This is a genomic window from Taklimakanibacter albus (assembly GCF_016595235.1).
In the GTDB taxonomy this organism is placed as follows: Bacteria; Pseudomonadota; Alphaproteobacteria; order Rhizobiales; family Aestuariivirgaceae; genus Taklimakanibacter; species Taklimakanibacter albus.
Map to the genome: position 1 here is coordinate 107,542 of NZ_JAENHL010000006.1, position 26,085 is coordinate 133,626.

The following is a 26,085-nucleotide window of genomic DNA, read 5'->3' on the forward strand; positions in this document are numbered from 1 at the left end:
TCTGGAGGAAAGCCATGCCGACGAAAGTCTTCGATGTGACGCCAGTGACCTTGCCGAGCGACGCGGCGGCGGCCTGGGCCGCCATTCCTGTCACCATCGCTTCCGATATCACGGCGGGCCGCGTCGTCGTCGATCCGCTCATTCGGCCGCTGCGCCCCTTTGCTATCGGCCGGCGGCTGGTCGGGCGGGCGGTGACCGCATGGTGCGAGCGATCGGATTTCGGCGCCATGCTGCACGCCATCGATATTGCGGGAGCAGGAGACATCGTCGTCGTCGCCGCCGGCGGATGCCTGCAGACGGCCTATGCCGGTGAGATCCTGTGCGGCTATGCCCGGAAGAAGGGGATAGCCGGATTGATTGTCGACGGCGCCGTCCGCGACATCGACACGATCGCCGCCTTCGATGATTTTTCTGTATTCGCGCGGGGCCACACGCCGAGAGGGCCGTTGTCGAAGGAACGCGGCACGGTGAACGGCAGGATCGTGCTGGGTGGAACAGCCGTGGCGCCCGGCGATATCATTCTGGGTGACAATGACGGCCTCGCGGCGATTCCGGCGGGCGAGGCCTCGACATTGCTCACCACCGCACAGGCGCGCGTGCAGATGGAAGAGCAATGGGTGGCGCAGCTCGCCTCCGGGGGGACGCTCGTCTCGACATTCGCGGTGCCGGAAGCGATCTAACCTACGGGCTCGATGACGATGGCGTCCTTGCGGCCGCGATAGATTTCCGACACCACCACCGCACCGATGACGAGGGCGCCGCCCAGGACGCGCGGCACGGTCAGGTCTTCCCCGAGAAGCAAAGCGGCGAGGCCGATGACGAAGACCGGCTCGAGATTGAGCACCATGGCGGTCGCGGATCCGCCGGCGTAGGTGACCGCCCGGAACATCAGCACGAAGGCGACCGAGAAGAAGAAGCAGGTGACGAGAAGCGGCAGCCAGGGGCTGAGACCCGGCTCAGGCGTCACCACAAAGCTCCCCGTCGCCACGACATACAGCGCCACCGTGACGATCCCGGAGATCGCCATGTAGAAGCTCACCACCGTGCTGTCGGCGTCGCGCAGCCTGATGCTGTTCCAGAAGATCGAGACGGCGTAGCAAAGCGAGGCGAGGCCGGCGAGGAGAATGCCTTTTGGATCGAGCGCCACGTCATTGAGCCCGACCGAGATCCCGACACCGGCGAAAGCCACGACGAGACACAGGATCTCGAGGAGGCCGGGAAGGCGGCGCGCATGCAGGCATTCGAGCAGGGTGGTCAGCATCGGAAAGGTGTAGAGGATGACGACGCCGAGGCTCACCGGAATGAAGGCGAAGGAACCGAGGAGGCCCAGTGTCGCCATCCCGGTCATGACCCCGGAACCCAGCGCATGACCGGCACGGCCGTGCGGGAGAACCGGCTTGAGGCGCAGCAGCGCCATCAGGAGAAGGACGGTCAGGATGAGGAAACCGAAGCGTGCCAGCACGACGGTCGGCGGGCTGAAGCCGCGCGCATAGGAGAAGGGCACCGACACATCATTGACCGCGAGCATCAGCCCGGCGGCCGCCGCAAGTATGATGCCGAGGCGCGCCTGCCGCGCCATCTGTCCGTCCGCCATGTGGTGGAGCCCCTGAATGCGCGGAACCGCGCCCGCCAGTCATTCTACAGAAGCTGTGATCGGCCTGCCAGCACGAAACACAGATGGGTGATGAGCCGATGGCGGCTATTGACGCCTCATCCACCGCGCCTAGTCTTGAAGCCAGGACGGCGGAAAATGGAGGCTTTGATGGGCGGCTTGCTCTTGCGGCTTCTGATGGTGGCATTGGCGCTGGCACTTCCTCTGCGTGCGGGCTTTGCCGCCGATACGCCGGTCGATCTCGAATTGGTGCTGGCGGTCGATGTCTCGCGCTCGATGGATCTCGACGAGCAGGCCTTGCAGCGCAATGGGTATGTCGAGGCCTTCCGCCATAAGGAAGTGATCGAAGCCATAGCGTCAGGCCCGCAGGGCCGCATCGCGGTCAGTTATGTCGAATGGGCGGGGCCATCCTATCAGCAGGTCCTGGTGCCGTGGACGGTGATCGACGGCGAGGCCGCGGCCCGCGCCTTTGCCGATCGCCTGGCTCAGGCCCCGATCTCGCGCGAGCGCGGCACCTCGATCGCCAACAGCCTTCTCTTCGTCGGAACGACCTTCACGGGCAATGACCTTGCCGGCAGCCGCCGCGTCATCGACGTTTCAGGCGACGGCCCGAATAACATGGGCGTGCCGGTCGAGACCGCCCGCGATCCCCTGGTGGCCGACGGCGTGACCATCAACGGCCTGCCGATAATGATCAAGCGGGCAGGCGGTTTTGCGTCGATCGAGAATCTCGATATCTATTACGAGGATTGTGTCATCGGCGGCCCCGGCGCCTTCCTGGTGACGGTGACCGATATCCGCAACCTTGCGTCGGCCATCCGCCGCAAGCTGGTGCTGGAGATCGCCAGCCGGCCGGTGCTGCTGCAGAAGGCGGCCGAGACGGTGTCGGAGCCGCGTATCGACTGCATGATCGGCGAGAAGCTGCGCGAGCAGTGGATGCGGGAATGAGCAAACCCCGCCAAAGCTGTAGACTTTGGCGATAAGGGTTTGCGCCAAGGGAGACGAGCACACCCCGCCAAAGTTGCAGACTTTGGCGATAAGGGGTTGCGCCAAACAGGGGGGACGGGGCTTGGATAATCTGCTGCGCATTCGCAAGGGCCATGAACATGCCCGCGTCACCTTCGTCGAATTGTTCTTCGATCTCGTCTTCGTCTTCGCGGTAACCCAGCTCTCCCACACACTGCTCGCCCATTATTCGGCGCTCGGTGCGATCGAGACCCTGCTTCTGCTGATGGCCGTCTGGTGGGTGTGGATCTACACCTCCTGGGTCACCAACTGGCTCGATCCCGAACGCATACCGGTGCGGCTGATGCTCTTCGCCATTATGCTGGCGGGACTCATTCTGTCCTCCTCGCTGCCCAAGGCCTTCGCCGAGCTGGGACTCGTCTTCGCGCTCGCCCACGTCACGATCCAGATCGGCCGCACCTTGTTCACGATCTGGGCAGCCCGCGGCAACGTGGCGATCGTCCGCAACTTCCAGCGCATTCTTTTCTGGCTCTGCGGGTCAGGCATTCTGTGGATTGCCGGCGGCTTTGCCGACGGCGAGATGCGACTCGTTTTCTGGATCGTGGCGCTCGCCATCGAATATGCCGGCCCCTCGATGGGTTTCTGGACGCCCGGCATGGGCTGCTCGACCACTGCTGACTGGGATGTCGAGGGTGGTCATCTTTCCGAGCGCTGCGGCCTCTTCGTCATCATAGCACTCGGCGAATCCATCCTGGTGACGGGGGCCACTTTCAGCAATCTCGCCTGGTCCTGGCCCGTGGTGCTGGGGTTCCTCTCGGCCTTCGTGGCGAGCCTTGCCATGTGGTGGATCTATTTCAACACCGGGGCGGAGCGCGGCACCGAAAGCATCACCACCTCCGGCGATCCGGGCCGCCTGGCGCGTCTCGGCTACACCTATATCCATCTCTTCATCGTCGCCGGCATCATCGTCACCGCGGTGGGTGATGAATTCACGCTCGTCCACCCCGACGGCCATGCCGATCTGAAGATGGCGTCGGCCATCGTCGGCGGCCCGCTGCTCTATCTCATCGGCACGCTTCTGTTCCGCCGGGCGATCACCGGGCAACTGCCGAAGATCCAGATCACCGCGCTGGCGGCGCTGATTGCGGTCTTCTTCGCCGCGGGCTATCTCACGCCGGCGATGCTGAGTCTTGCCACCACGCTGGTGCTGGTCGTCGTCGCACTTGCCGAGAAAGGCGCTGCCCGGGAAATGGGCGGCGAGATCGCCTGATGTCTCTGATCCACCCGATCACCGCTGACGAGCGCGCCAAGGTGCTGGCGCTCAACAATGCCCATGCGGTCGAAACCTCGTTCCTCGACGAGGCGAAGCTCACGCGCATGCTGGATGAGGCCTTTCTGGCGACGCGTATCGGCGAGGTCGATGCCTTTCTCATCGTCTTCGACGAGAAGGCGCGTTATGACAGCCCCAATTTCGAGTGGTTCCGGGACCGGTTTCCGACCTTTGTTTATGTCGACCGCATCGTCACCGCGCCTCAGGCCCGGGGCAAGGGTTATGCAAAGGCCCTCTACCGGGATCTCTTCGAAAAAGCCGCCGCCCGGGGCCATGAAAGGGTGGTCTGCGAGGTCAATTTCGACCCTCCGAACCCGGTGTCCGACGCTTTCCATGCAGCCTTGGGTTTTGTTGACGTCGGCCGCCAGTTGTTGCAGGGCTCCGGCAAGACCGTCAGCTATCTGAGTAAAAATATTCCTAGCTGATTTCGCAGCCGCTCCTTAGCCTGTCGTCGTAGCTGGATTTGCCAAGTCAAGCCTGTTTTTTGCCCTGAAAATCGGGCGCATTTTCCTATTCAGAAACACGAAATTCGCAGGTTTTTCGGCCTTTTTTGTCGCGTTTTTCGGGGCTGGTTTTGGCCGGTCCAGGTGCTACCGTTTTACCGTTGCGTCTGTGTCTTTAGGTCAGGTGAGTGTGTGTCATGCCGGTGTTCGAGGAGTGGTTCGAATTCGACTATGAGGAAGTTCTTCTGGGGGCGGTGAAAGCCGAATCCAAACGTGGGCGACGGGAGCAAATGGCTCTGCGTGTGCGTCACAGGCGACCGAAATCCGGTCCGCAAAAATAGCGATTTCGAAAACAGTTCTTTTCGCGGCATGGCGGGTGGATCACCACCCGCCATGTTCGCGTTTAGGGATGGTCAGTAGTCGCCCTTGCCCTGAGGCTTCACCAGCAGAAGCGTCGCCACCACATAGACCACCGCGCCGACCACGAGTGTCGGCAGCGCCGCGGTGGTGAACTCATAAGGCGACCGGCTCACATAGGTGATCGGGTTGAGCAGATAGAGATAGGTGAGAACGCCTGCCGCCATGGCGATGATCGCCGCCGGATTGACGCCGCCCCAGAAGTGATAGGGGCTGCCTTCGCCGCCGATGAACAGCCCGCGCACATTGATGCGGCGCCGGCGCAGCAGATAGTAGTCGGCGATCTGGATGCCGCAGAGCGGCGCGAAGCCTAAGCCGATGAAAGCCAGGAACGTGCCGAAATTGGCGAAGAACAGTTCCGGGATGAACAGCCCGACGACGCCGACCGGCGCGATCGAGATGAGCAGCAGCATCGGCCAGGAGAGCTTCGAGAAGGCCGGCACATGCCTGAGCCCGATCGAGGAGGCATAGACGCCCGCGACCGCGGTGCCGAGATTGGCGGCGGCCACGAAGAGAAGCGCGATGACGCCATAGACCGGTCCGCCGACGGCGCGCATCCATTCCGCCGGGTCGGAGATCTGCAGCACCAATATGCCGGCGATGCCGATGGCCGAGAGCACCGGCACCGGCGCGCCCATGCCGACCATGATCGGCAGCGCCGCGGTGCGCCCGTTCGGCGCCATGCGGACCATGGCTCCGATATAGGGCCACCAGGAGAGCAGCGAGACGATACCGATCTCGACACCGGTGGTGTAGTTCCATTGCGGGCTCGTCGAGGCATAGGCCGGCACGGCGGCGGCAAGATCGCCCCACCGCTGCGTCACCAGGATATACAGCATCCACATGCCGACAAAGACATGGGCGACGAGGATCTTCGCCACCCGGTCGACGCCGGCCGAGCCCTTGAGCAGGAACAGGAACACCAGCACCGAGGCGAGCAGCACCGTCACCGGGACGAGCAGGCTGGTGGCGCCCTCGCTGGTGACGCCGAGCGCCAGAAGCAGTTGCGCCGTCGACTTGGCGAAGAAGATGAGGAGCAGCGAGTTCCAGCCGACGATCGAGATGAACTGCATCGCCGCCGGGATGACCCAGCCGCGCGAGCCGAATTGCGGCTTGGCCGAGGCGATGGAGTCGACGCCGAAGCGGATCGCCACCGGCACCGCCGCCAGCGCCACGATCAGCATGCCGATCATGCTGCCGGCGAACAGCGCGAAGAAGCCCTCGCGGAAATTAAGGTAATAGCCGACATATTCGCCGATGATGTAGCACCAGGTCGCGGCCGCCGCGGTTGCCAGCGAAATGCCGAGCTTCCATTGTCCCCAGTTGCGTTCGCCGGGCAAAAGCGGCCAGGCGCTTTTGTCGGCCTCGTGCAGTATCTGGCTGTTCTGCATCTCACATCCTCCCGATGAAGAGGGCGATCAGCGGCAGCGCGATGCCGAACAGGATCAGGGCCGCCCAGGCGGCGCCGTCATAATCCTTGCCTTGATTGTCCGGTTTTTCGAGCAGCGCCACGCGCCGCTCGAGCTCCGGTTCGAGTTGTCCTCTCGCCATGTTTGTTTCCTCCCTGATTTTGAGTTTTATTTGTTGTGCTGCGCGTAGCTTTCGGCATCCGCATAAGGGAACCACCAGAAATCCTGATTCGACGCCTTGGGGTCGATCATCACGAATTTGGTGTTCTGGAACTGCGAAAGCCCTTCCGGTCCGAGCTGGCGCCCGGTGCCGGACATTTTGCGCCCGCCGAAGGGCAGCGCGTCATTGTCGAGGAGCGGTGCATTGATCCACAAAATACCGGACTCGATCTCGTTCACCGACCGGAAGATCTCGTCGGGATCGAGCGTGTAGATATTGCCGCCGAGCCCGAAGCGCGAGCGGTTGGCGAGGCTGATCGCCTCGTCGAAATCCTTCACCCGGCAGATCGGCGCCACCGGACCGAACGGCTCCTCGTTCAGGATCTCCATGTCGGGTGTCACCTCGGTGAGCACGGTCGGCTCGACGAACCAGCCCTGATTGAGATGGGCGGGACGGCCGCCGCCGGCCTTGACCTTGGCGCCTTGCTGGCGGGCGCGCGCCATCATCGCCTCGAATCTATCGCGCTGCTTGCGTGTCGCCATCGGCCCGATATCGACGCTGTCGAGGCCGTTGCCGACGCGGAGCTTCTTCGCTTCCGCCGCCAGCCGCTCGACGAATTCGTCATGGATGGCGTCATGCACGTAGAAGCGCTCGGCCGAGGTGCAGACCTGTCCGCAATTGAGATAGGCCGCGAAGGCGGCACCGCGCGCCGCGATCTCGAGCGGCGCCGAGGGCATCACGATGAAGGGATCATTGCCCGAGGCCTCGATCAGGCAGGGCTTGAAGCTCTCGGCACAGGTGCGCGCCACCGCCTGGCCGACGGCGACCGAGCCTGTATAAGCGACGCCATGCGTCTTCTCCGACGCGATGAGCCGCTGGCCGACACGCGCTCCACCGGTCACCACCTGGATCAGGCCTTTGGGAAGGCCCGCGAAGACTTCCATGAACTTGAGCGTGGTGATGGATGTCTGCTCATGCGGCTTGACGATCACCGCATTGCCGGCCGCCAGCGCCGCCGAAGCCTCCCAGCACAGAAGCACCAGCGGATAGTTGAAGGGCAGCACGATGACGATGGTGCCGAGCGGCTCCTTGACCGCGAAATGAAACTGGCCCGGCACGGTGGTGCCGGCGAGCCGGCCGGCATCGTGCCGGGCGATCTCGGCATAGTAGTCGATGGCCGTGGCGCACCAGGAGATTTCGTCCACCGCTTCCTTGAACGGCTTGCCTTCCTCGCGGGTGAGATATTCGGCGAAGCGGCGCATGTCGCGGCGGATGCCGGCCGCGATGTCGTGCAGGATCACCGCGCGGCTGCGCGTATCGATGCGCGACCACTTGCGCCGCGCCTGATCGGCGATGTCGATCGCCTGGTCGACTTCCTTGTCGGTCGCGTCCGCGATGCGCCCGATCACCGCTTCGGTGGCGGGCTCCACGACCTCGAACTGCTCGGTGGCGCTGCTGGCGACATAGTCGCCGTCGATGAAGAGCCGCCCGGAAAGGCGTGAAAATTCGGCAAGCGCGGACACGATGTCGTTCCTCCTGGGGTGATTGACCGGGTGTTTATATTTTTAGTAGCGTTGCACAAAAATTTTGATCACGCAAGCGGCGCTCCGGATCGAATGGATTGCAATCTCGTGCGGGATTGCCGATATCGGTCACTGACCTGCATCGAGAAAGAGATTCACTTGTCCCGCGACACAACCAAGCCTGAGCCCCGCAAGAGCAGCACGGCCGAGCGCCGCAAGACCGCCGCCAAGCAGGCAAAGGCCGAGCAGGCGAGCGACCTGGCGGTTGGTGCGCGCCTCAAGGTGGTGCGCGAGAAGGCCGGGCTCACCCAGCGCGAGCTGGCCAAGCGCTCGGGCGTCGCCAATGCGACGATCTCGCTCATCGAGCAGGAAGCACATGCGCCCTCGCTCGCGTCGCTGCATCGCATCCTGGGCGCGGTGCCGATCTCGATCGCCGACTTCTTCGCCATCCCGACCTCGCAGAAGAATGTGCTGTTCTACGATGCGGGCGATCTCGCCGTGGTGTCGCGCGGTGCCGCAGATCTCAGGGTGCTCGGCAGCGAGCGGCGGGACAAGAAGCTCCAGCTTTTCGTCGAGCATTATCAGCCGGGCGCCGGCACCGGGCGCGAGCCTTTGGTGCATGAGGGCGAAACGGCCGCGATCGTCATCGAAGGCACGATCGAGGTGACGGTTGGCGGCGAAAAACGCGTGCTTACCGCCGGCGGCGGCTACCAGGTCTTCGGCGGCCAGCCTTATCGGCTACGCAATATCGGTAAGATTGTCGCCGTCGTCGCCTGCGCCTGCACCCCGCCGATGATCTGATGCCCGCATCTCCTTCTAAAGTCTAGCGCCTCGGCGCTTGACGCCCGGCGAAAAAGAAGGTCGACTTGACCAGTGCGGTCTTGCTTGGACCGGGCCGTGAATGGGAATTCGGCAGCGCCCAGAGAAGGTGTTTCGGATTCAGTCGGGCGGGTGAGCCCGATCAGACCGGGAGGGAAGGGTTTGTCTGAGTTTGATCAGGCAATAACAGACACATTCCCCAAGCTCATTTTGACCAACGCCAGGACGCGCGGCCGCCGTCCTGCCATGCGGCGCAAGGACTTCGGCATCTGGCAATCCTGGAGCTGGGTCGAAGCCTATGACTTCATGGTGGCACTCGCCGCCGGCCTCCGTCGTCTCGGCGCCACCCGCAACGACAAGATCGCCGTCATCGGCTCCAACCGGCCCTATCTCTACTGGAGCATCGCCGCCGCTCAGTGCCTCGGCGCCGTGCCGGTGCCCATCTATGCCGATTCCGTCGCCGAGGAGATGGCCTTCGTGCTCGATCATGCCGAGATCCGCTTCGCCATCGTCGAGGACCAGGAGCAGGTCGACAAGATCCTCTCGGTCCGCGACCGCCTGCCGGCGCTTCAGGCCATTCTCTACGAGGAGAAGAGGGGGCTTCGCGACTACGATCAAACCGGGCTGGCGGCGCTCGCCGATGTGGTCGCGTCCGGCCGTGAGAGTCTGAAAGAGCCGGGTGGCGCCGAAACGCTGGAGCAGGCGATCGCTCAGGGCAAAGGTGCCGACACTGCCGTCATCCTCTACACCTCGGGCACCACCGGCCGGCCCAAGGGGGTGATGCTGACCTATGACAATCTGATCGCCAGCGCCCGCATCGGCATCGCCTTCGACGGCTTGAGCGAGGTGGACGAGATAATTGCCTATCTGCCGATGGCCTGGGTGGGCGATCACGTCTTCTCCTACGCCCAGGCGATCATTGCCGGCTATTGCGTGAGCTGCCCGGAAAATGCCGAGACGATCATCCAGGACCGCCGCGAGATCGGCCCGACCTATGTCTTCGCCCCGCCGCGCGTCTTCGAGAATCTGCTCACCCTCACCATGGTGCGCATGGAGGATGCCGGCCGTCTGAAGCGCTGGATGTTCGAGCATTTCCTGGGCGTAGCCCGCAAATGGGGCGAGAAGCTTCTGAGCGGTGACCAGGTTCCGCTCGCGGCGCGGCTGCATTATGCCCTGGGCGACACGTTCGTTTACGCGCCTTTGCGCAACCGCTACGGCCTCACCAACATCAAGGTCGGCTATACCGCGGGCGAGGCGATCGGCGCCGAGATCTTCAGCTTCTATCGCTCGATTGGTGTCAATCTCAAGCAGCTCTACGGCCAGACCGAAGCCTCGGTCTATGTCACCATGCAGCCCGATGGTGAGATCAGGCCGGACACGGTCGGCAGGCCCGTTCCCTCGGTCGCCATCCGGCTCGCCGCCAATGGCGAGGTCGAGTTCAACGGCCCCGGCGTCTTCCAAGGCTATTACAAGGATCCCGGCAAGACGGCGGAAGTGAAGACCGCTGACGGTTATGTGCGCACCGGTGACGTCGGTTTCTTCGACGCGGCCGGCCATCTCAAGATCATCGACCGCGCCAAGGATGTCGGCAAGCTCGGCGCCGGCGGCCTGTTCCCGCCGAAATACATCGAGAACAAGCTCAAATTCTATCCCAACATCAAGGAGGCCGTCGCCTTCGGCGGTGGCCGCGACCATGTCGCCTGCTTCATCAATATCGACCCGGTGGCGGTCGGCAATTGGGCCGAGCGCAACAATATCGTGCACGCTTCCTATCAGGAGCTCGCTTCCGACCCGCGCGTCTATGAGCTGATCGCCGGCCATGTCGCGGAGGTCAATCGGGCGCTCGCCGCCGAGCCGCAAATGGCCGGCGCCCAGATCGCACGTTTCCTCATTCTGCCCAAGGAGCTCGACGCCGATGACGGCGAGCTTACCCGCACGCAGAAAGTCAGACGCGGCTTCATCAGCGAGCGTTACGCCTCTTTGGTCGAGGCGCTCTATGACGGGTCGCCGAGCGCATCTATCCGCACCGAGGTCACATTCGAGGACGGCCGCAAGGGCCTGATCGAAGGCGAGGTGGTCATCCGCGACGTGGCGGTCGCGGTGCCATCCCCGTTGGAGGCGGCGGCATGACCGATGCCGGGGCGCGCGAGATCATGCTCGACATCGAGAATGTCTCGCTGAGCTTCGGCGGCGTGAAAGCGATCACCGATATTTCCTTCGATATCCGCAAAGGCGAGGTCCGCGCCATCATCGGCCCGAATGGCGCCGGCAAGACCTCGATGCTGAATGTCATCAACGGCGTCTACCGCCCCCAGAAAGGCACCATTACCTTCAAGGGCCGTGTCCGCCGCAATATCCAGCCCTATCAGGCGGCGAAATCGGGCATCGCGCGCACCTTCCAGAATGTCGCTCTGTTCAAGGGCATGTCGACGCTCGACAACATCATGTCGGGCCGCTCGCTCCGGATGCACCGCAATTTCTTCTGGCAGCTGATCCATGTCGGGCCGGCGCGCGATGAGGAGATCGCCCATCGCCGCAAGGTCGAGGAGATCATCGATTTCCTCGAGATCCAGCACATCCGCAAAGTGCCGGTCGGCAAGCTGCCTTACGGCCTCCAGAAGCGGGTCGAGCTCGGCCGCGCGCTGGCGATGGAGCCCGAGCTTCTGCTCCTCGATGAGCCGATGGCCGGCATGAATCTCGAGGAGAAGGAGGATATGAGCCGCTTCATCCTCGACGTGAATCATGAATTCGGCACCACCATCGCTCTGATCGAGCATGATATGGGCGTGGTGATGGACCTGTCCGACCGCGTCGTCGTCCTCGATTACGGCCGCAAGATCGCCGACGGGACGCCCAGCGAGGTGAAGTCCGACCGCGCCGTCATCGACGCGTATCTCGGCGTCGCGCGTCAGGAGGCCCGGTGATGGACCTCCTGAACGGCATTTTTATAGCGCCTTTCGTCCAGATGGCGGATGCGCCGGATTTCCTGGTCCAGGTCCTGTGGGAAGGTTTTGTCTCCGGCATTCTCTATGCCCTCATCGCGTTGGGCTTCGTGCTCATCTTCAAGGCATCGGGGGTCTTCAACTTCGCGCAAGGCATCATGGTGGTGTTCGCTGCCCTGACCCTGGTCGGGCTCTACCAGAAGGGCGTGCCGGTGATCCTCGCCCTCATTCTGACGATGGCCGTCATGGGCATTCTGGCTCTCGCGGTCGAGCGTTTCATCATGCGTCCGCTGGTCAACCAGCCGCATGTCATCCTGCTGATGGCGACGATCGGGCTCACTTATTTCCTGGTCGGCCTTGGCGAGTTCGTTTTTGGCGGCGAGCCCAAGCAGATGATCACCACCGAGCTCGGTCTGCCGACGGGCTCGACCGAAATTCCGTTCGGCGCTCAGGGCGTGGTGATCCTGCAGCATATCGACATCGCCGCCGCGGTCATCGCCATCGCCATGGTCACGGCGCTCGCGCTGTTCTTCAACCGCACCCGCATCGGGCGCGCCTTGCGGGCGGTCGCCGATGATCATCAGGCGGCTTTGTCGGTCGGCATCTCGCTGCACCAGATCTGGGCCATCGTCTGGTTCGCCTCAGGGCTCGTGGCGCTCGCCACCGGCATCATGTGGGGGGCCCGCTCGGATGTCTCTTTCGCGCTCGAGATCATTGCGCTCCGGGCGCTGCCGGTGCTCATCCTGGGCGGCTTCACTTCGGTGCCGGGCGCCATTGTCGGCGGCCTCATTGTCGGCATCGGCGAGAAGATCGGTGAGATCTATTGGGGGCCGCTGCTCGGTGGCGGCATCGAATCCTGGCTTGCTTATATGATCGCGCTGGTTTTCCTGCTGTTCCGGCCGCAGGGCCTGTTCGGCGAACGTATCATCGAGCGGGTGTAGCATGTTCTATCGCGAAGCCGGCCAATTCAAATCGAGCTACGCCACGGACCAGGCCATCTTCCCGCTGCTCCAGGATCGCATCGGCTTTTTCACCATTCTGGCGATCGCCTTCATCGCAGTTCCACTGCTCGCCGATGACTTCATTCTCGATGCCATCGCCATCCCGTTTCTCATCCTCACCCTCGCCACGATCGGTCTCAATGTGTTGACCGGTTATGCCGGCCAGCTGTCGCTCGGCACCGGCGGCTTCATGGGGGTAGGGGCCTATGCCTGCTATAAGCTCACCACTGCCTTTCCGGACGTGAACATCATCCTGCTCATTCTGCTCTCCGGCGTCTTCTCGGCGGGTGTGGGGCTCGTCTTCGGCCTGCCGTCCTTGCGCATCAAGGGGCTCTATCTCGTGGTGACGACGCTCGCCGCCCAGTTCTTCCTCGAATGGTGCTTCATCCGCATCGGCTGGCTCTACAATTACAATGTCTCGGGTGCCATCGATTCACCGGAGCGCAGCCTGGCCGGCGGCCTCGTCCTCACCGGCCCCAATGCCGACTCCGTCACGCGTTATCTGGTGGTGCTGGCGATCGTCGCGGTGATGACGCTGCTCGTCAAGAATCTCATCCGCGGCCGCATCGGCCGGTCCTGGATGATGATCCGCGACATGGACATTGCCGCCGAGCTCATGGGCGTGCGCCCGCTCGTCGCCAAGCTCTCGGCCTTCGCGGTGTCGTCCTATATCTGCGGCGTCGCCGGCGCCATGTTCGTGTTTTTCTATCTGGGCTCGGTCGAGCCTTCCGCCTTCTCGATCACCCTGTCCTTCCAGATCCTGTTCATGGTGATCATCGGCGGGCTCGGCAGCCTGATCGGCTGCTATTTCGGCGCCGCCTTCATCTGGATCCTGCCGATCTTCCTGCGCAATGCGCTCCCCGCCATCGGCATCGATATCGGCGCCGAGAACATCGTGCATCTGACCTCGATGATCGTGGGCGTGCTCATCATCCTGTTTCTGATCCTCGAACCGCATGGGCTGGCGCGGCTGTGGCAGCTCGGCAAGGAGAAGCTTCGTGTCTGGCCGTTTCCTTATGCGTGAGGGAACGGAGTTAATCGGCCAATATGGGAGGTTGAAATGGAACTCAAGACTTTGATCCGCGGAACCCTCATGGGCGGCGCCTTCTTCTGCGCCGTCCTGCCCGCCACCGCTGAAGACAGCGTCTTTGTGCAACTGCCGACCTATCGCACCGGTCCCTATGCCGGGTCGGGCATTCCGATCGCCAATGGCATGGCCGACTACATCACCATGCTCAATGAGCGCGACGGCGGCATCAACGGTGTCAAGATCGTCTTCGATGAATGCGAGACGGGCTATGATACGCAGAAGGGCGTCGAATGCTACGAGCAGGCAAAAGCGAAAAAGTCGCTCGTCTTCAATCCGTGGTCGACCGGCATCACGCTCGCGGTGATCCCCAAGGCGTCCGTCGATAAGATGCCGATCCTGTCCATGGCTTACGGCCTCTCCGCCGCGGCGGACGGCAAGACGTTCCCCTGGGTTTTCAATCCGCCGATGACCTATTGGGACGGTGCCTCGGGCGTCGTCAAATATCTGGGTGATCAGGAGGGCGGGCTCGACAAGCTCAAGGGCAAGAAGATCGGCTATATCTATCTCGATGCCGGTTACGGCAAGGAGCCCATTCCGCTCCTGGAGCAGTTCGCCACCCAATATGGCTTCACGCTGCTCAAATATCCGGTACCCGGCAAGGAGATGCAGAACCAGTCGTCGCAATGGCTGAATGTCCGCCGCGACAAGCCTGACTATATGGTGATCTGGGGCTGGGGCGCGATGAACCCAACCGCCGTCAAGGAGGCGACCAAGATCCGCTTTCCGATGGACAAGTTCATCGGCGTCTGGTGGTCGGGCGGCGAGGATGACGCACGCGGCGGCGGCCAGCAGGCCAAGGGCTACATGACTCTCAACTTCAACGCGGTGGGCACTGATTTCCCTGCACTGCAGGACATCAAGAAGTTCGTCGTCGATACCGGCAAGAGCAAGGTCGAGGCGGCCAAGTTCGGCGAGAACCTCTATAACCGCGGCGTCGTCAATTCGCTCTATATGGCGGAAGCGATCCGCATCGCCCAGGAGAAATCCGGCAAGAAGGTCGTCACCGCCGAGGATATGCGTGTCGGGCTCGAAAATCTGAGCATCGATGAAGCGCGCCTCGAGAAGATCGGCCTCAAGGGGTTCATCGCGCCGGTGAAGGTCACCTGCGACAACCATTCGGGCCACAACAAGATGTATGTGCAGCGCTGGACCGGCGACAAGTGGGAGAAGGCCTCCGACTGGTTCGACCCGATGTCGGATGTCGTCAATCCCATGCTGATGGCAGCGGCGAAAACCTATGCCGAGACCAACAAGCCCTGGCCCGCCCGCAGTGAGCCCTGTGCGAATTGATGAAAGAGCAGGGTTACCTTTGCTTTCGTTTCCCCTCCCCCTTGTGGGGAGGGGTTAGGGGTGGGGGTCGGGGACTGCACACAGAATCATCATGACCAAATTGACATGACCTCTCCCTCCGATCCCATTCTCGTCGTGAACAATATCGAGGTGATCTATGATCACGTGATCTTGGTGCTGAAGGGTGTTTCGCTCAGCATCGACAAGGGCGGCATCGTCGCCTTGCTCGGCGCCAACGGGGCCGGCAAGACGACGACGTTGAAGGCCATCTCCAATCTCCTTCATGCCGAACGGGGCGAGGTCACCAAGGGCAGCATCCTCTTCGAGGGCGCCGAAGTGCATGACCTCTCGCCCAACGACCTGGTGCGGCGCGGCTGCATCCAGGTGATGGAGGGACGTCATTGCTTCGCCCATCTCACCGTCGAGGAGAATCTCCTGACCGGCGCGTTCACCCGCAAGGATGGCCCCGCCGCCATCCGCCGCGATCTTGATCTCGTTTATGGCTATTTCCCGCGTTTGAAGGTGAGGCGCACGTCGCAGGCGGGCTACGTGTCGGGCGGTGAGCAGCAGATGACCGCGATCGGCCGCGCACTCATGTCGAGGCCCAAAATGATCCTGCTCGACGAGCCGTCCATGGGCCTCGCCCCGCAGCTCGTCGAGGAGATCTTCGAGATCGTGCGCCGGCTCAACCACGACGAAGGCGTGTCCTTCCTGCTCGCCGAGCAGAACACCAATATCGCTCTCAATTATGCGACCCATGGCTATATCCTCGAATCCGGCCGTATCGTCCTCGACGGCAAGGCCTCGGAGCTGAAGGAGAATGAGGATGTGCGCGAATTCTATCTGGGCGTCGGCGGCGAAGGCCGGCGCTCCTTCCGCAGTGTGAAGAGTTATAAGAGGCGCAAGAGATGGCTGGCATGAGCGACCACTATGACGCCCGCGAGACGCGCGACCCGGCGGAGCGCGAACGCAATCTATTCCGGAGATTGCCCGCCGTGATCGCCGCCGCGCAGGCTGCGCCCGGCTGGCACGCGCATCTCGGTTCCGTCGATGCCCGGGCGATCACGTCACGCGCCTCGCTTGCCGCCTTGCCGGTCCTGCGCAAATCGGCGCTGCCGCAAGTGCAGAAGGAGGCGCCGCCCTTCGGTGGTTTCTCGGCCGTCCCGCCGCATGAACTGGCCCGTCTCTTCGTTTCACCAGGTCCCATCTATGAAGCCGAAACGGGAGCCGCCGATGAATGGCGCTATGCCCGCGTCCTTTTTGCCGCCGGCTTTCGGCCGGGTGACATCGTTCTCAATTGCTTCAGCTATCATCTGACGCCGGGCGGCTTCATCCTCGATGCCGGCGCGCGCGCCTTGGGCTGTCCGGTTATTCCGGCCGGGCCCGGCAACAGCGAGCAGATCGTCGAGATCATCGCTCACTTCAAGCCCAAGGCCTATTGCGGGACACCCGACTTCCTCAAGATCCTGCTCGACAAGGCTGCCGAGCTCGGCCGCGACGTGTCTTCGCTGAGCAAGGCGTCTGTATCGGGCGCGGCTTTCCCGCCTTCGCTCCAGGCCGAGATCAAGGCGCGCGGCATCGACGCCTATCAGGCCTATGCGACCGCCGATCTGGGCGGCGTCGCCTATGAGACATCTGGGCGCGACGGTCTGGTGCTCAATGAAGACATCATTCTCGAGATTCTGCGTCCGGGCACCGGCGATCCGGTCGCCGCGGGTGAGGTCGGCGAGATCGCCGTGACGTTGCTCGATCCGCGCCGGCCGCTGATCCGTTTCGCGCTTGGCGACATGACGGCGGTGCTGCCGGGTGTGAGTTCCTGCGGGCGCAGCAATACGCGCATCAAGGGCTGGATGGGCCGTGCCGACCAGACGGCGAAGATCCGCGGCATGTTCGTGCGCCCGGAGCAGATCGCCCAGATCGCCAGGCGCCATCCCGAGGTTGCGCGTCTGCGGCTGGTGGTCGGGCGTGAGAATGAGCAGGACCAGGCCGTGCTCAAGGCCGAGACGGCGCATGCCTCGGAAACCTTGCGGCAGGCGCTGGCCGAAAGTGCCGCCGCGGCGTTGAATCTTAGATGTGAGATTGCGCTCTGCGCAATCGCCAGCTTGCCCAATGACGGCAAGGTCATCGCCGATGAACGCCATTGAGCTTAAGGGCGACTTTCAGTTAAGATTCGTACAGATCATCAGAAACACTTCAGGGAGCGAAATAATGAAAAAGATACTGGCCGCGGCGTTGTTCGGATGCGCCATGATGGCGGCGAACGCCGCTTTTGCCGATCCGGTCAAGATCGGCATGATCACCACTCTGTCGGGCGGCGGCGCTGGGCTCGGCGTCGATGTGCGCGACGGTTTCATGCTCGCCCTCAAGCAGTCGGGCAACCAGGACGTGACCGTCATCATCAAGGACGATGCGCAGAAGCCCGAGCTCGCGGTGCAGATCGCCGACGAGATGATTCAGAGCGACAAGGTGCAGATTCTCACCGGCATCATCTGGTCGAACCTTGCCATGGCGGTGGTGCCCAATGCCGTGGGCCAGGACATCTTCTATCTTTCGCCCAATGCCGGACCCTCGGCGCTCGCCGGGGCCAAATGCAACAAGAATTATTTCAACGTCGCCTGGCAGAACGACAATCTGCATGAGGCGATGGGCAGCTACGCCAGTGAAGCCGGCTTCAAGAAGACCTTCATCCTGGCGCCCAACTATCCGGCCGGCACCGACGCGCTCACCGGCTTCAAGCGCTTTTACAAGGGTGAGCTGGCGGGCGAGCTCTTCACCAAGATCGGCCAGACCGATTACGCCGCCGAGATCGCCCAGATCCGCGCCTCGGGAGCGGATTCGGTGTTCTTCTTCCTGCCGGGCGGCATGGGCATCGCCTTCATGAAGCAATATGCCCAGTCGGGCATCAAGATCCCGGTGATGGGACCGGGCTTCTCCTTCGACCAGGACGTGCTGGGCGCCATCGGCGATGCGGCGATCGGCGTCAAGAACTCCTCGCAATGGTCGAGGGATCTCGACAACGAGGCGAACAAGAAATTCGTCGAGAGCTTCCAAGCCGAATATAACCGCCTGCCGTCGCTCTATGCGAGCCAGGGGTTCGACACCGCCAATCTGATCCTGTCGGCGCTCGCCAAGGCCAAGGTGACCGATGCCGACGCTTTCCGCGCCGCCCTCAAAGCCGCCGACTTCGCCTCGGTGCGCGGCAAGTTCAAATTCGGCAACAACAACCACCCGATCCAGGACATCTATGTCCGCGAAGTGGTGAAGGATGCCGGCACGCTCACCAACAAGATCATCGGCGTCGCCTTCAAGGACCACCAGGACGCCTATGCGGCGCAATGCAAGATGTGAGCAGGGGGATGCGTGGTTTCGTCATGGCCGACCTTGTGCATGACGGGTTGAAGTTGAGGTGACCTTCGCTCTCTTCGCCGAGCAGCTCCTGAACGGCCTGCAGTTCGGCGTGACGCTGTTCCTGATGGCGGCGGGCCTCACCCTCATCTTCGGCGTCATGGGCCTCATCAACCTCGCCCATGGCTCGCTGTACATGGTGGGGGCGTTTGCCTGTGCCGCCGTCGCGGCCTGGACCGGCTCCTTCTGGCTGGGCCTCGTCGCAAGCCTTGCCGCGGCGGCGGGAGCAGGGGCGCTGGTCGAGCTTCTCGTCGTTCGCAGGCTCTATGACCGCGATCATCTCGATCAGGTGCTCGCCACCTTCGCGCTGATCCTGATCTTCTCGGAAGCCATGCGCTGGCTGTTCGGCCCGTTTCCGCTCTATCTCGACATGCCGGCGCTGCTGCAAGGTGCGGTCACCTTGCCGGGCGGCATCGACTATCCGCTCTATCGCCTCGCCATCATCGTCGTCGGCATCGCGGTGGCGGTCGGGCTCCATCTGCTGATCGCGCGGACGCGCATCGGCATGCGCATCCGGGCCGGCTCATCCGATCGCGAGATGATTGCCGCTCTGGGCGTCGATATCGGCAAGCTCTACACCATCGTCTTCGCTTTGGGTGCTGCGCTCGCCGGTTTCGCCGGTGCGCTGGTCGGCGTCAACCAGTCGGTGCAGGTCGGCATGGGCGAGCCGGTGCTGATCCTCGCTTTCGTCGTCATCGTCATCGGCGGCATCGGCTCGTTGCGCGGCGCCTTGATCGGCGCGCTGCTGGTCGGCGTCATCGACACGATGGGGCGCTTCCTGCTGCCGCAAGCTTTCACGCTCGTCATGGAGCCGTCCGCCGCCGCGACCACCGGCGCCTCGCTCGCCTCGATGCTGATCTATATCGTGATGGCCCTCATATTAGCGTTCAGGCCGCGCGGCCTGTTCGCTCCCGCCTGAGGCCGCCTCGATGACCCGCGAATTCTGGATCAATGGAGTTCTGGCACTCTTGCTCCTCGCCGCCCCCTTCATCGCGCTGGCCTTCGGCGAAAGCTTCTATGTGACGCTCGCCACCCGCGTCGCCATCCTGGCGCTCGCCGCGGTCGGGCTCAATCTGGCGCTCGGGCTCGGCGGCCTCGTCTCCTTCGGCCACGCCGCTTTCTTCGGCATTGGCGGGTATGCCGCGGGCCTTCTCGCCGCCGAAGGGTTCACCAGCATGCCAGTGATCTGGCTCATTGGAGCTGTGGTGGCTGGACTCGTGGCGCTGGCGACGGGTGCTGTGAGCCTCAGGACGTCCGGTGTCTATTTCATCATGATCACCTTGGCCTTCGCTCAGATGATCTATTATTTCGTCATCTCCTGGCCGACGCTCGGCGGCGAGGACGGGCTGTCGCTCGCCTTGCGCAACGAATTTCCCTTCGTGAACACGCTGAAGCCTCTCGACTTCTTCCTCATCGCTTATGGGCTTCTGCTCCTGGCGCTGTTTATTTTCGCGCGATTGCGCGCCGCGCGCTTCGGCGCGGCTCTCGAAGGGGCGCGGCAGAATGAGACGCGTCTCGCGAGCCTCGGCATCGAAGTCTTTCCGGTGCGGCTCTGGGCTTTCGTTCTCTCCGCCATGATCACCAGCGTGGCGGGCGCGCTTTATGCCGATCTCAACCGCTTCGTCAGCCCATCCATGCTCTCCTGGCACATGTCGGGCGAATTGATCGTCATCGTCCTTCTGGGCGGCGTCGGCCGCCTCTTCGGCCCCGTCGCGGGGGCGGCCGTTTTCGTGCTGCTCGAATTCGCGCTCGGCGGCTTGACCGAGCACTGGCAGTTCTTCTTAGGACTCATTCTGCTTGGCACCGTGCTGTTCGCCAGAGGCGGGCTCCTGGCGCTCTTCGCCGGAAAGGCGCACCATGGCTGAGCCCGTTCTCGCCCTTGTCCGTCTCGCCAAGTCCTTCGGCGCTCTGAAGGTCACCGACGGTGTGTCCCTCGATCTGCGGCCCGGCGAGGTACATGCCTTGATCGGCCCCAACGGCGCCGGCAAATCGACGCTCATCCATCAGATCGCCGGCAGCATCCGCCCTGATGCGGGTGCGATCCATTTTCTCGGCCATGATGTCGGCCAGCTGAGTGTCGCGAAACGGGCGCGCCTCGGCCTTGCCCGCAGCTTCCAGGTCTCCTCGCTGCTGCTCGACTTCTCCGCCTTGCGCAATGTGATGCTGGCGCTCCAGGCGCGGCAGGGCTCGAGCTTCCGCTTCTGGCGCCCGGTGATGCGGGACAAGGCCTTGACCGACCGGGCCATGGCGATGCTGGAGCGTGTCGGACTGGCGGCACGCGCCGATATCGCGGCCGGCGCCCTGTCGCATGGCGAAAGGCGCCGGCTCGAGATCGCCGTCGCTTTGGGCCTCGAGCCCAAAGCCTTCCTTCTCGATGAGCCGATGGCCGGCATGGGGCCGGAAGGCTCGAAGGAGCTCACCCGCTTTCTCGATGGATTGCGCCAGGAAGCGCCGATCCTGCTTGTCGAGCATGACATGGACGCCGTCTTCGCGCTCGCCGATCGCATCTCGGTGCTGTTCTATGGCCGCATCATCGCCAGCGGCAGCCCCGCCGAGATCCGCGCCGACGCGGAGGTGCGCAAGGCCTATCTGGGAGAGCCGCAATGAGCCTGCTGTCGCTCTCCGGCGTCAAAGCCTTTTACGGGCCGTCACAGGTTCTGTTCGGCGTCGATCTCGATGCCGGCGAGGGCCAGGTGGTGGCGCTGCTCGGCCGCAACGGCATGGGCAAGACGACGACCATCCGCGCCATCTTAGGTCTCACCGGCAGGCGCGACGGCGAGATCAGCTTCGCCGGCATGCCGCTCCGGAAACTCAAATCCTATCAGATCGCACGTCTGGGGCTTGGCCTGGTGCCGGAAGGCCGGCGCTGCTTCGCCACGCTCACCGTCGCGGAAAATCTGACCGTCGCGGCCCGGCCCGGCGCCTGGGCCTTGCCCCGCATCTATGAGCTTTTCCCACGGCTCGCCGAGCGCAAGGGCCAGCCCGCGCGCACACTCTCGGGCGGCGAGCAGCAGATGCTGGCCATTGGCCGGGCGCTCGCCACCAACCCGAAGCTTCTGATGCTGGACGAGGCGACCGAGGGCCTGGCGCCGGTGCTGCGTCAGGAGATCTGGGCGGTGATCACCCGTCTCAAGCGCGAAGGCCAGTCGATCCTCATCGTCGACAAGATCCTGGCCGAGCTGCTTCCCGTCACCGACAGCTGTGTCATTCTGGAGCGGGGTCGTACCGTATGGGCAGGAGAAGCTGGCGCGCTCACGTCCGAACTGCAGGAAAGATATCTAGGCGTGTAGCCGGCAGCCGCTGCCGGGGCATTTTTGCAACCGGGGCTGGCATAATATTCGAGTGGAATTCGTCGTTCCGCATTTACCTTCTTGGAGTAGCGTCGCAATCGCCGTTTTCTCGAATCGGCGCGAGTTGTAAGCTTTTGCCATCTGGGGCCTGATGCATTCCGTGAGCCGTATGTGATGAACAAGTGCCGGACGGGCGCTCTGGCGGCGTTGCTTTGGCTGGTCGCGACCGCGGCGGGCGCGCAAACGCCTGGCGTGACGGCCGATCGCATCCTGTTCGGCCAGTCGGCGGCCTTGGGCGGACCCACCGCCGATCTCGGCAATGAAATGCGCCGCGGCATTCTGGCCGCCTTCGAGGAAGTGAACCGGGCAGGGGGCGTCAAGGGCCGCCGCCTGGAGCTGCGCTCCTATGACGACCGCTACGAGCCCGAGCTCGCCATCGCCAATACCCGCCGGCTCATCAAGGATGACGGCGTCTTCGCGCTGATCGGCGAGGTCGGCACGACCACATCGGCCGCCAGCGAGCCGATCGCGCGCGCCGCCGGCGTTCCCTTCATTGCGCCCTTCACCGGCGCCGAGTTCCTGCGCGATCCCGCACTCACCCATGTCGTGAATGTCCGCGCCTCCTATTTCGAGGAGACCGAGGCGATGGTCGAGCGCCTGACCACCGATCTCGGCATCACCCGCATCGGTGTCCTCTATCAGGACGATTCCTATGGCCGCACCGGCCTGGCGGGCGTTCGCCGGGCGCTCGACCGGCGCGGTCTCGAGCTCGTCGGCACCGGCACCTATATGCGCAATACCAGCGCGGTGAAGACCGCCGTCCTGGGCCTCAACCAGCGCAATCCCGACGCCATCATCATCATCGGCGCCTATATGCCGAGCGCCGTCTTCACCCAATGGGCCCGCAAGCTCGGCGTCAAAGCCCGCATCCTGAACATCTCCTTCGTCGGCAGCGATGCGCTCGCCTCGGCGCTCGGGCAGGCCGGCGACGGTGTCTATATCACCCAGGTCGTGCCCTTTCCCGAAGGCGGATCGCTGCCGCTGCTGAGCGACTACCGCAAGGCCCTCGTCGCCAATGACGCCTCCGCCAAGCCGTCCTTCGTCTCGCTCGAAGGCTACATCGCCGGCCGCCTGACGGCCGAGGTGCTTGCCCGGGCGGGTGACCTGCCCAGCCGCGAGAGCTTCCTTTCCGCCCTCACCACGACCGGCAAATTCGATATCGGCGGCTTCGTGCTGAATTACGGCCCGGGCGACAACCGGGGGTCCGAGCAGGTGTTCCTGACGATGATCCAGAAGGGCGACATCTATTCCGCCACGCGGCTCGCGCCATGAATACCGCCGCGGCCGCGCCTGAGATCCGGCCCCGGCGGCGTCTCGGCCTGTCCGTCAAGCTCTATCTGGCGATCGCCGGCGCGGTGGCGCTGATCCTCGCGGCGAGCGTCGTCGCCTGGATCTCCTTCGTCGAGCTGGGCCAGCTGCAGCGCCGCATCACCCGCGAGCATATCCCGTCGATGACCGACTCATTGCGGCTGGCGCAAAGGAGCGCGCTCATCGCCGCGACCGCGCCGGCGCTCATCTCGGCCGCCGATGAGGCGGAGCGCGAGCGCCTGATGACCGCCATGCGCGATCATCAGCAGATGATCGTCACGCTGATCGACGATCTCGAAAGGCAGAGCGCCAATGCCACCGATCCCGGCAATCCCAAGGAGCTGATCACCGGCATCAGGCAGGCGACGAGTGAGCTCGCCACCGTCCTCGACCGGCTCGATGAATCGGTCGGCCGCCAGCTTCTCCTGCGCAGCGAGCTCGCCGAGCGCCGCGACCGGGCGGTCGAATTGCATCGCCGCCTGATCGAGCGCCTGACGCCGCTTCTCGACGATGCGACGCTGTATCTGGTCACCGGCTATCGCAGCATCGACGATGTGGCGCCGGTCGCCGCGGACCGCCGCCTGTCGCCTGAAGCGCTGCTCGATTATACCGCCACCGCTCAGCTCGGCATCGAGGGCAATCTGATCGGCGGCTTCCTGGCCGAGGCCGCCAACACGCCCGATGCCAGCCTGCTGCCGCCCTTGCTCGAACGTTTCGAGGCGGCGGCCGACCGGTTCCGCACCGCGCTCGCCACCGTGAGGGGCAATGACGCGGAGGTGCTGCGCGTCATCGCTGACGGTCTGATCAATCTGGGCGAGGGGGCGAGCGGCATCTTCGCGCCCCGCCACGCGCTGCTTGTCGAGACCGACACCGCCAACGGGCTGACCGGCCAGGCGCGCACGATCGCCTCACGGCTCACCGGCGAGGTCGACCGGCTCGTCGCCAGCGTCCAGGCGCGCACCGACGAGGCGGTCGTCGCCTCCAACCGCGCCATCGATGTCGGCAGCAGCCTGCTTTTCGCGCTCAACGCCTTCAGCATCGGCGGTGCGCTGCTGATCGGCTGGTGGTATGTGGCGCGCCAGATCACCGAGCCCGTGGTGCGTATCACCGATGCCGCCGCCGCCTTCGAGGAACGGCGCTTCGACCCTGAAAGTCTCGTCCGGGTGCGCAAGCGCACCGACGAATTGGGCGATCTCGCCCGCACCTTCACCCGCATGGCGGGTGAGGTTCAGACCCGCACCGACACGCTCGACCGGTTGGTGTCGGAGCGCACCCGCGAATTGGAGAATGTCGCCAACCGCCTCGCCAAATATCTCTCGCCCCAGATCTACAATTCGATCTTTTCGGCCAAGGGCGAGGCGACCGGCAAGCTGGCGCGCAAGAACCTCACCATCTTCTTCTCCGACATTGCCGGCTTCACCGACATCAGCGACGGCATGGAGCCCGAGCGGCTCGCCTTCTTCATCAACACCTATTTGAGCGAGATGTCGAAGATCGCCATCGAGCATGGCGGCACCATCGACAAATTCGTCGGCGATGCGATCCTGGTGTTCTTCGGCGACCCGGAGACCGAGGGCGACCGCAATGATGCGTTGCGCTGTGCCCGCATGGCGCTCGCCATGCGCGACAGGGTGCTCCAGCTCGACAAGATCTGGCATGAGAACGGCATCTCGAAGTCCCTGCGCACCCGCATGGGCATCACCACCGGCTATTGCACGGTCGGCAATTTCGGCTCCGAGCACCGCCTCGATTACACGGTGCTCGGCGGCACGGTTAACCTCGCCGCGCGGCTCGAAACCACGGCGGAGCCCGGCACCATCCTGATGGCCGATTCCACCTGGCTTCTCATCCGCGACGTCGTCGATGCAACACCGATGGGCGAGATCACGCCCAAGGGCTTCGCGCGTCCGGTCGGCTGCTATCGCTTGAACAGCCTGAGCGCGACAGTCGCCGCGGCGGGTGATGCCGTCACGCTGGCCGGCCGTCATGTGTCGGTGAATGTCGCGACCGGCGGCGAGATCAAGGACGCGATCGATGAGTTGCGCCGCATGCAGGATGACCTGGAGCGGCGCCTGCCGGCCGATCCGCCGCGATGACGGTCGACGCGAAGGCGAGGGCGCTCTCCGTCTGTTCCGAATCTCGATGACTTTTTGATTCGGCGTATTTGCTTACCCTAAGACACGGTCTGAATTTGCCGCGGGAAAGCTCCCATAATGCGCGCGTTAATCTTCCATTAACCATAGGTCTACAGGTTCTGCAGGTTAATGAAGTTTTAAACGTGCAGGAACAGTGCCGACCATGCCGATCGCCAGCCAACGAACGATGCGCTTTCTTGGGCGATCCTACATGGCCTTCGTCTTCACGCCGGAGGAGCCCCTTATCGAGTGGCTGGCGCAGCTGGACAGCTGGCTCGCGCGCTCGCCGGGCTTTTTTGGCGGCCGGCCGGTCGTGCTCGATCTGGTGAATGTGAAGCTGCACAAGCCGGGCATGGTCCATCTTGTCGCCTGCCTGCTTGAGCGGGGCATCCGCGTCATCGGCCTCGAAGGCGCCGATCCCGCGCAGCTTGGCCCCGATCTTCCGCCGCTGCTCTCTGGGCGCGCCGTGAATTCCAATGAGCTCATTGCGCTGGCGCGGCCCGAGCAGCCGCCGGCCGCGCCGCCGAAACAGCAGCCTGCGTCGCTGCTGGTCGATCGCCCGGTTCGCTCCGGCCAGTCGATCATCCATCCGGAAGGCGATGTGAGCGTGCTGGGTTCCGTCGGATCGGGTGCCGAGATCGTGGCAGGGGGCTCCATTCACATTTACGGGACGCTGCGTGGCCGCGCCATGGCGGGTCATATGGGCAATTCGCGCGCGCGCATTTTCTGCCAGAAGATCGAAGCCGAGCTCCTGGCGATCAACGGCTATTACCGGACCGCCGAGGAAATCGACGCTTCGTATCGCGGCCGGCCGATGCAGGCGTGGCTGAACGACAATGTGATGATGATCACGGCACTGAATTGAATTGTGAGAGGAGGGTGTGA

24 protein-coding genes are annotated in these 26,085 nt (G+C 63.7%); 20 read left to right on the forward strand and 4 right to left on the reverse strand.

Annotated elements, in window-relative coordinates:
• Positions 1-14 precede the first annotated feature (14 nt).
• Positions 15-680: an RraA family protein gene (locus tag JHL16_RS05175; RefSeq protein ID WP_200183824.1), complete on the forward strand. Its 666-nt coding sequence runs from the start codon at positions 15-17 to the stop codon at positions 678-680.
• Here the strand turns inward: JHL16_RS05175 and JHL16_RS05180 are convergent.
• Positions 677-1,594, reverse strand: a complete 918-nt coding sequence (locus tag JHL16_RS05180) for a DMT family transporter (RefSeq protein WP_200183825.1) — start codon at positions 1,592-1,594, stop codon at positions 677-679. The two genes, JHL16_RS05175 and JHL16_RS05180, sit on opposite strands and share 4 nt — an antisense overlap.
• 168 nt (positions 1,595-1,762) lie before the next feature.
• Between JHL16_RS05180 and JHL16_RS05185 the strand changes: the two genes are divergently transcribed.
• The 3 genes from JHL16_RS05185 to JHL16_RS05195 all read left to right on the forward strand — a co-directional run bounded on the left by JHL16_RS05185 (position 1,763) and on the right by JHL16_RS05195 (position 4,333).
• Positions 1,763-2,560: a DUF1194 domain-containing protein gene (locus JHL16_RS05185; RefSeq protein ID WP_200183826.1), complete on the forward strand. Its 798-nt coding sequence runs from the start codon at positions 1,763-1,765 to the stop codon at positions 2,558-2,560.
• A gap of 121 nt (positions 2,561-2,681) precedes the next feature.
• A complete protein-coding gene (locus JHL16_RS05190; RefSeq protein ID WP_246770808.1) occupies positions 2,682-3,848 on the forward strand; it encodes a low temperature requirement protein A in 1,167 nt (388 codons plus the stop codon).
• On the forward strand, positions 3,848-4,333 hold the full coding sequence (locus tag JHL16_RS05195; protein ID WP_200183827.1) for a GNAT family N-acetyltransferase: 486 nt from the start codon (positions 3,848-3,850) through the stop codon (positions 4,331-4,333). Before JHL16_RS05190 ends, JHL16_RS05195 begins: the two co-directional genes overlap by 1 nt.
• Before the next feature lie 431 nt (positions 4,334-4,764).
• Here the strand turns inward: JHL16_RS05195 and JHL16_RS05200 are convergent, their stop codons facing one another.
• Genes JHL16_RS05200 through JHL16_RS05210 form a run of 3 tightly spaced genes read right to left on the reverse strand, consistent with a single transcriptional unit; the run spans position 4,765 to position 7,860 of the window.
• The gene (locus JHL16_RS05200) at positions 4,765-6,159 is read right to left on the reverse strand and encodes a purine-cytosine permease family protein (RefSeq protein WP_200183828.1); all 1,395 of its coding nucleotides are present in this window, start codon (positions 6,157-6,159) and stop codon (positions 4,765-4,767) included.
• Position 6,160: 1 nt separating this feature from the next.
• The gene (locus JHL16_RS05205; RefSeq protein ID WP_200183829.1) at positions 6,161-6,319 is read right to left on the reverse strand and encodes a hypothetical protein; all 159 of its coding nucleotides are present in this window, start codon (positions 6,317-6,319) and stop codon (positions 6,161-6,163) included.
• Positions 6,320-6,345: 26 nt separating this feature from the next.
• A complete protein-coding gene (locus JHL16_RS05210) occupies positions 6,346-7,860 on the reverse strand; it encodes an aldehyde dehydrogenase family protein (protein ID WP_200183830.1) in 1,515 nt (504 codons plus the stop codon).
• A gap of 159 nt (positions 7,861-8,019) precedes the next feature.
• Here JHL16_RS05210 and JHL16_RS05215 point away from each other — a divergent pair, with 159 nt between their 5' ends.
• From JHL16_RS05215 to minC, 16 genes are all read left to right on the forward strand, one after another.
• On the forward strand, positions 8,020-8,661 hold the full coding sequence (locus JHL16_RS05215; protein ID WP_246770809.1) for a cupin domain-containing protein: 642 nt from the start codon (positions 8,020-8,022) through the stop codon (positions 8,659-8,661).
• Between the two features lie 180 nt (positions 8,662-8,841).
• Positions 8,842-10,809 (forward strand): AMP-binding protein, encoded by a 1,968-nt coding sequence (locus tag JHL16_RS05220; RefSeq protein WP_281435990.1) that lies wholly within the window; start codon positions 8,842-8,844, stop codon positions 10,807-10,809.
• The gene (locus tag JHL16_RS05225; RefSeq protein ID WP_200183832.1) at positions 10,806-11,603 is read left to right on the forward strand and encodes an ABC transporter ATP-binding protein; all 798 of its coding nucleotides are present in this window, start codon (positions 10,806-10,808) and stop codon (positions 11,601-11,603) included. The genes JHL16_RS05220 and JHL16_RS05225 overlap by 4 nt, the downstream gene beginning before the upstream one ends.
• Positions 11,603-12,562 carry a branched-chain amino acid ABC transporter permease gene (locus JHL16_RS05230; RefSeq protein WP_200183833.1) on the forward strand — a complete coding sequence of 320 codons (960 nt, stop codon included), beginning with the start codon at positions 11,603-11,605 and terminating at the stop codon, positions 12,560-12,562. The genes JHL16_RS05225 and JHL16_RS05230 overlap by 1 nt, the downstream gene beginning before the upstream one ends.
• Position 12,563: 1 nt before the next feature.
• Positions 12,564-13,646, forward strand: coding sequence for a branched-chain amino acid ABC transporter permease (locus JHL16_RS05235; protein ID WP_200183834.1), 1,083 nt, complete (start codon positions 12,564-12,566; stop codon positions 13,644-13,646).
• Between the two features lie 36 nt (positions 13,647-13,682).
• Positions 13,683-15,002, forward strand: coding sequence for an ABC transporter substrate-binding protein (locus JHL16_RS05240; protein ID WP_200183835.1), 1,320 nt, complete (start codon positions 13,683-13,685; stop codon positions 15,000-15,002).
• Positions 15,003-15,107: 105 nt separating this feature from the next.
• Complete coding sequence (locus JHL16_RS05245) at positions 15,108-15,923, forward strand: ABC transporter ATP-binding protein (RefSeq protein WP_200183836.1); 816 nt, start codon at positions 15,108-15,110, stop codon at positions 15,921-15,923.
• Positions 15,920-17,146 (forward strand): phenylacetate--CoA ligase family protein, encoded by a 1,227-nt coding sequence (locus JHL16_RS05250; RefSeq protein ID WP_200183837.1) that lies wholly within the window; start codon positions 15,920-15,922, stop codon positions 17,144-17,146. Before JHL16_RS05245 ends, JHL16_RS05250 begins: the two co-directional genes overlap by 4 nt.
• A 64-nt stretch (positions 17,147-17,210) precedes the next feature.
• Positions 17,211-18,350 (forward strand): ABC transporter substrate-binding protein, encoded by a 1,140-nt coding sequence (locus JHL16_RS05255; protein ID WP_200183838.1) that lies wholly within the window; start codon positions 17,211-17,213, stop codon positions 18,348-18,350.
• A gap of 58 nt (positions 18,351-18,408) precedes the next feature.
• Positions 18,409-19,326 (forward strand): ABC transporter permease subunit, encoded by a 918-nt coding sequence (locus JHL16_RS05260; protein WP_200183839.1) that lies wholly within the window; start codon positions 18,409-18,411, stop codon positions 19,324-19,326.
• 10 nt (positions 19,327-19,336) lie between these two features.
• The gene (locus JHL16_RS05265; protein WP_200183840.1) at positions 19,337-20,272 is read left to right on the forward strand and encodes a branched-chain amino acid ABC transporter permease; all 936 of its coding nucleotides are present in this window, start codon (positions 19,337-19,339) and stop codon (positions 20,270-20,272) included.
• Positions 20,265-21,014 carry an ABC transporter ATP-binding protein gene (locus JHL16_RS05270; protein ID WP_200183841.1) on the forward strand — a complete coding sequence of 250 codons (750 nt, stop codon included), beginning with the start codon at positions 20,265-20,267 and terminating at the stop codon, positions 21,012-21,014. The genes JHL16_RS05265 and JHL16_RS05270 overlap by 8 nt, the downstream gene beginning before the upstream one ends.
• The gene (locus JHL16_RS05275; RefSeq protein ID WP_200183842.1) at positions 21,011-21,697 is read left to right on the forward strand and encodes an ABC transporter ATP-binding protein; all 687 of its coding nucleotides are present in this window, start codon (positions 21,011-21,013) and stop codon (positions 21,695-21,697) included. Before JHL16_RS05270 ends, JHL16_RS05275 begins: the two co-directional genes overlap by 4 nt.
• Before the next feature lie 174 nt (positions 21,698-21,871).
• Positions 21,872-23,029 (forward strand): ABC transporter substrate-binding protein, encoded by a 1,158-nt coding sequence (locus JHL16_RS05280; RefSeq protein WP_200183843.1) that lies wholly within the window; start codon positions 21,872-21,874, stop codon positions 23,027-23,029.
• A complete protein-coding gene (locus tag JHL16_RS05285) occupies positions 23,026-25,161 on the forward strand; it encodes an adenylate/guanylate cyclase domain-containing protein (RefSeq protein ID WP_200183844.1) in 2,136 nt (711 codons plus the stop codon). The genes JHL16_RS05280 and JHL16_RS05285 overlap by 4 nt, the downstream gene beginning before the upstream one ends.
• A gap of 250 nt (positions 25,162-25,411) precedes the next feature.
• Positions 25,412-26,065: a septum site-determining protein MinC gene (gene minC, locus JHL16_RS05290; RefSeq protein ID WP_420884517.1), complete on the forward strand. Its 654-nt coding sequence runs from the start codon at positions 25,412-25,414 to the stop codon at positions 26,063-26,065.
• The last annotated feature ends 20 nt before the right edge of the window (positions 26,066-26,085 follow it).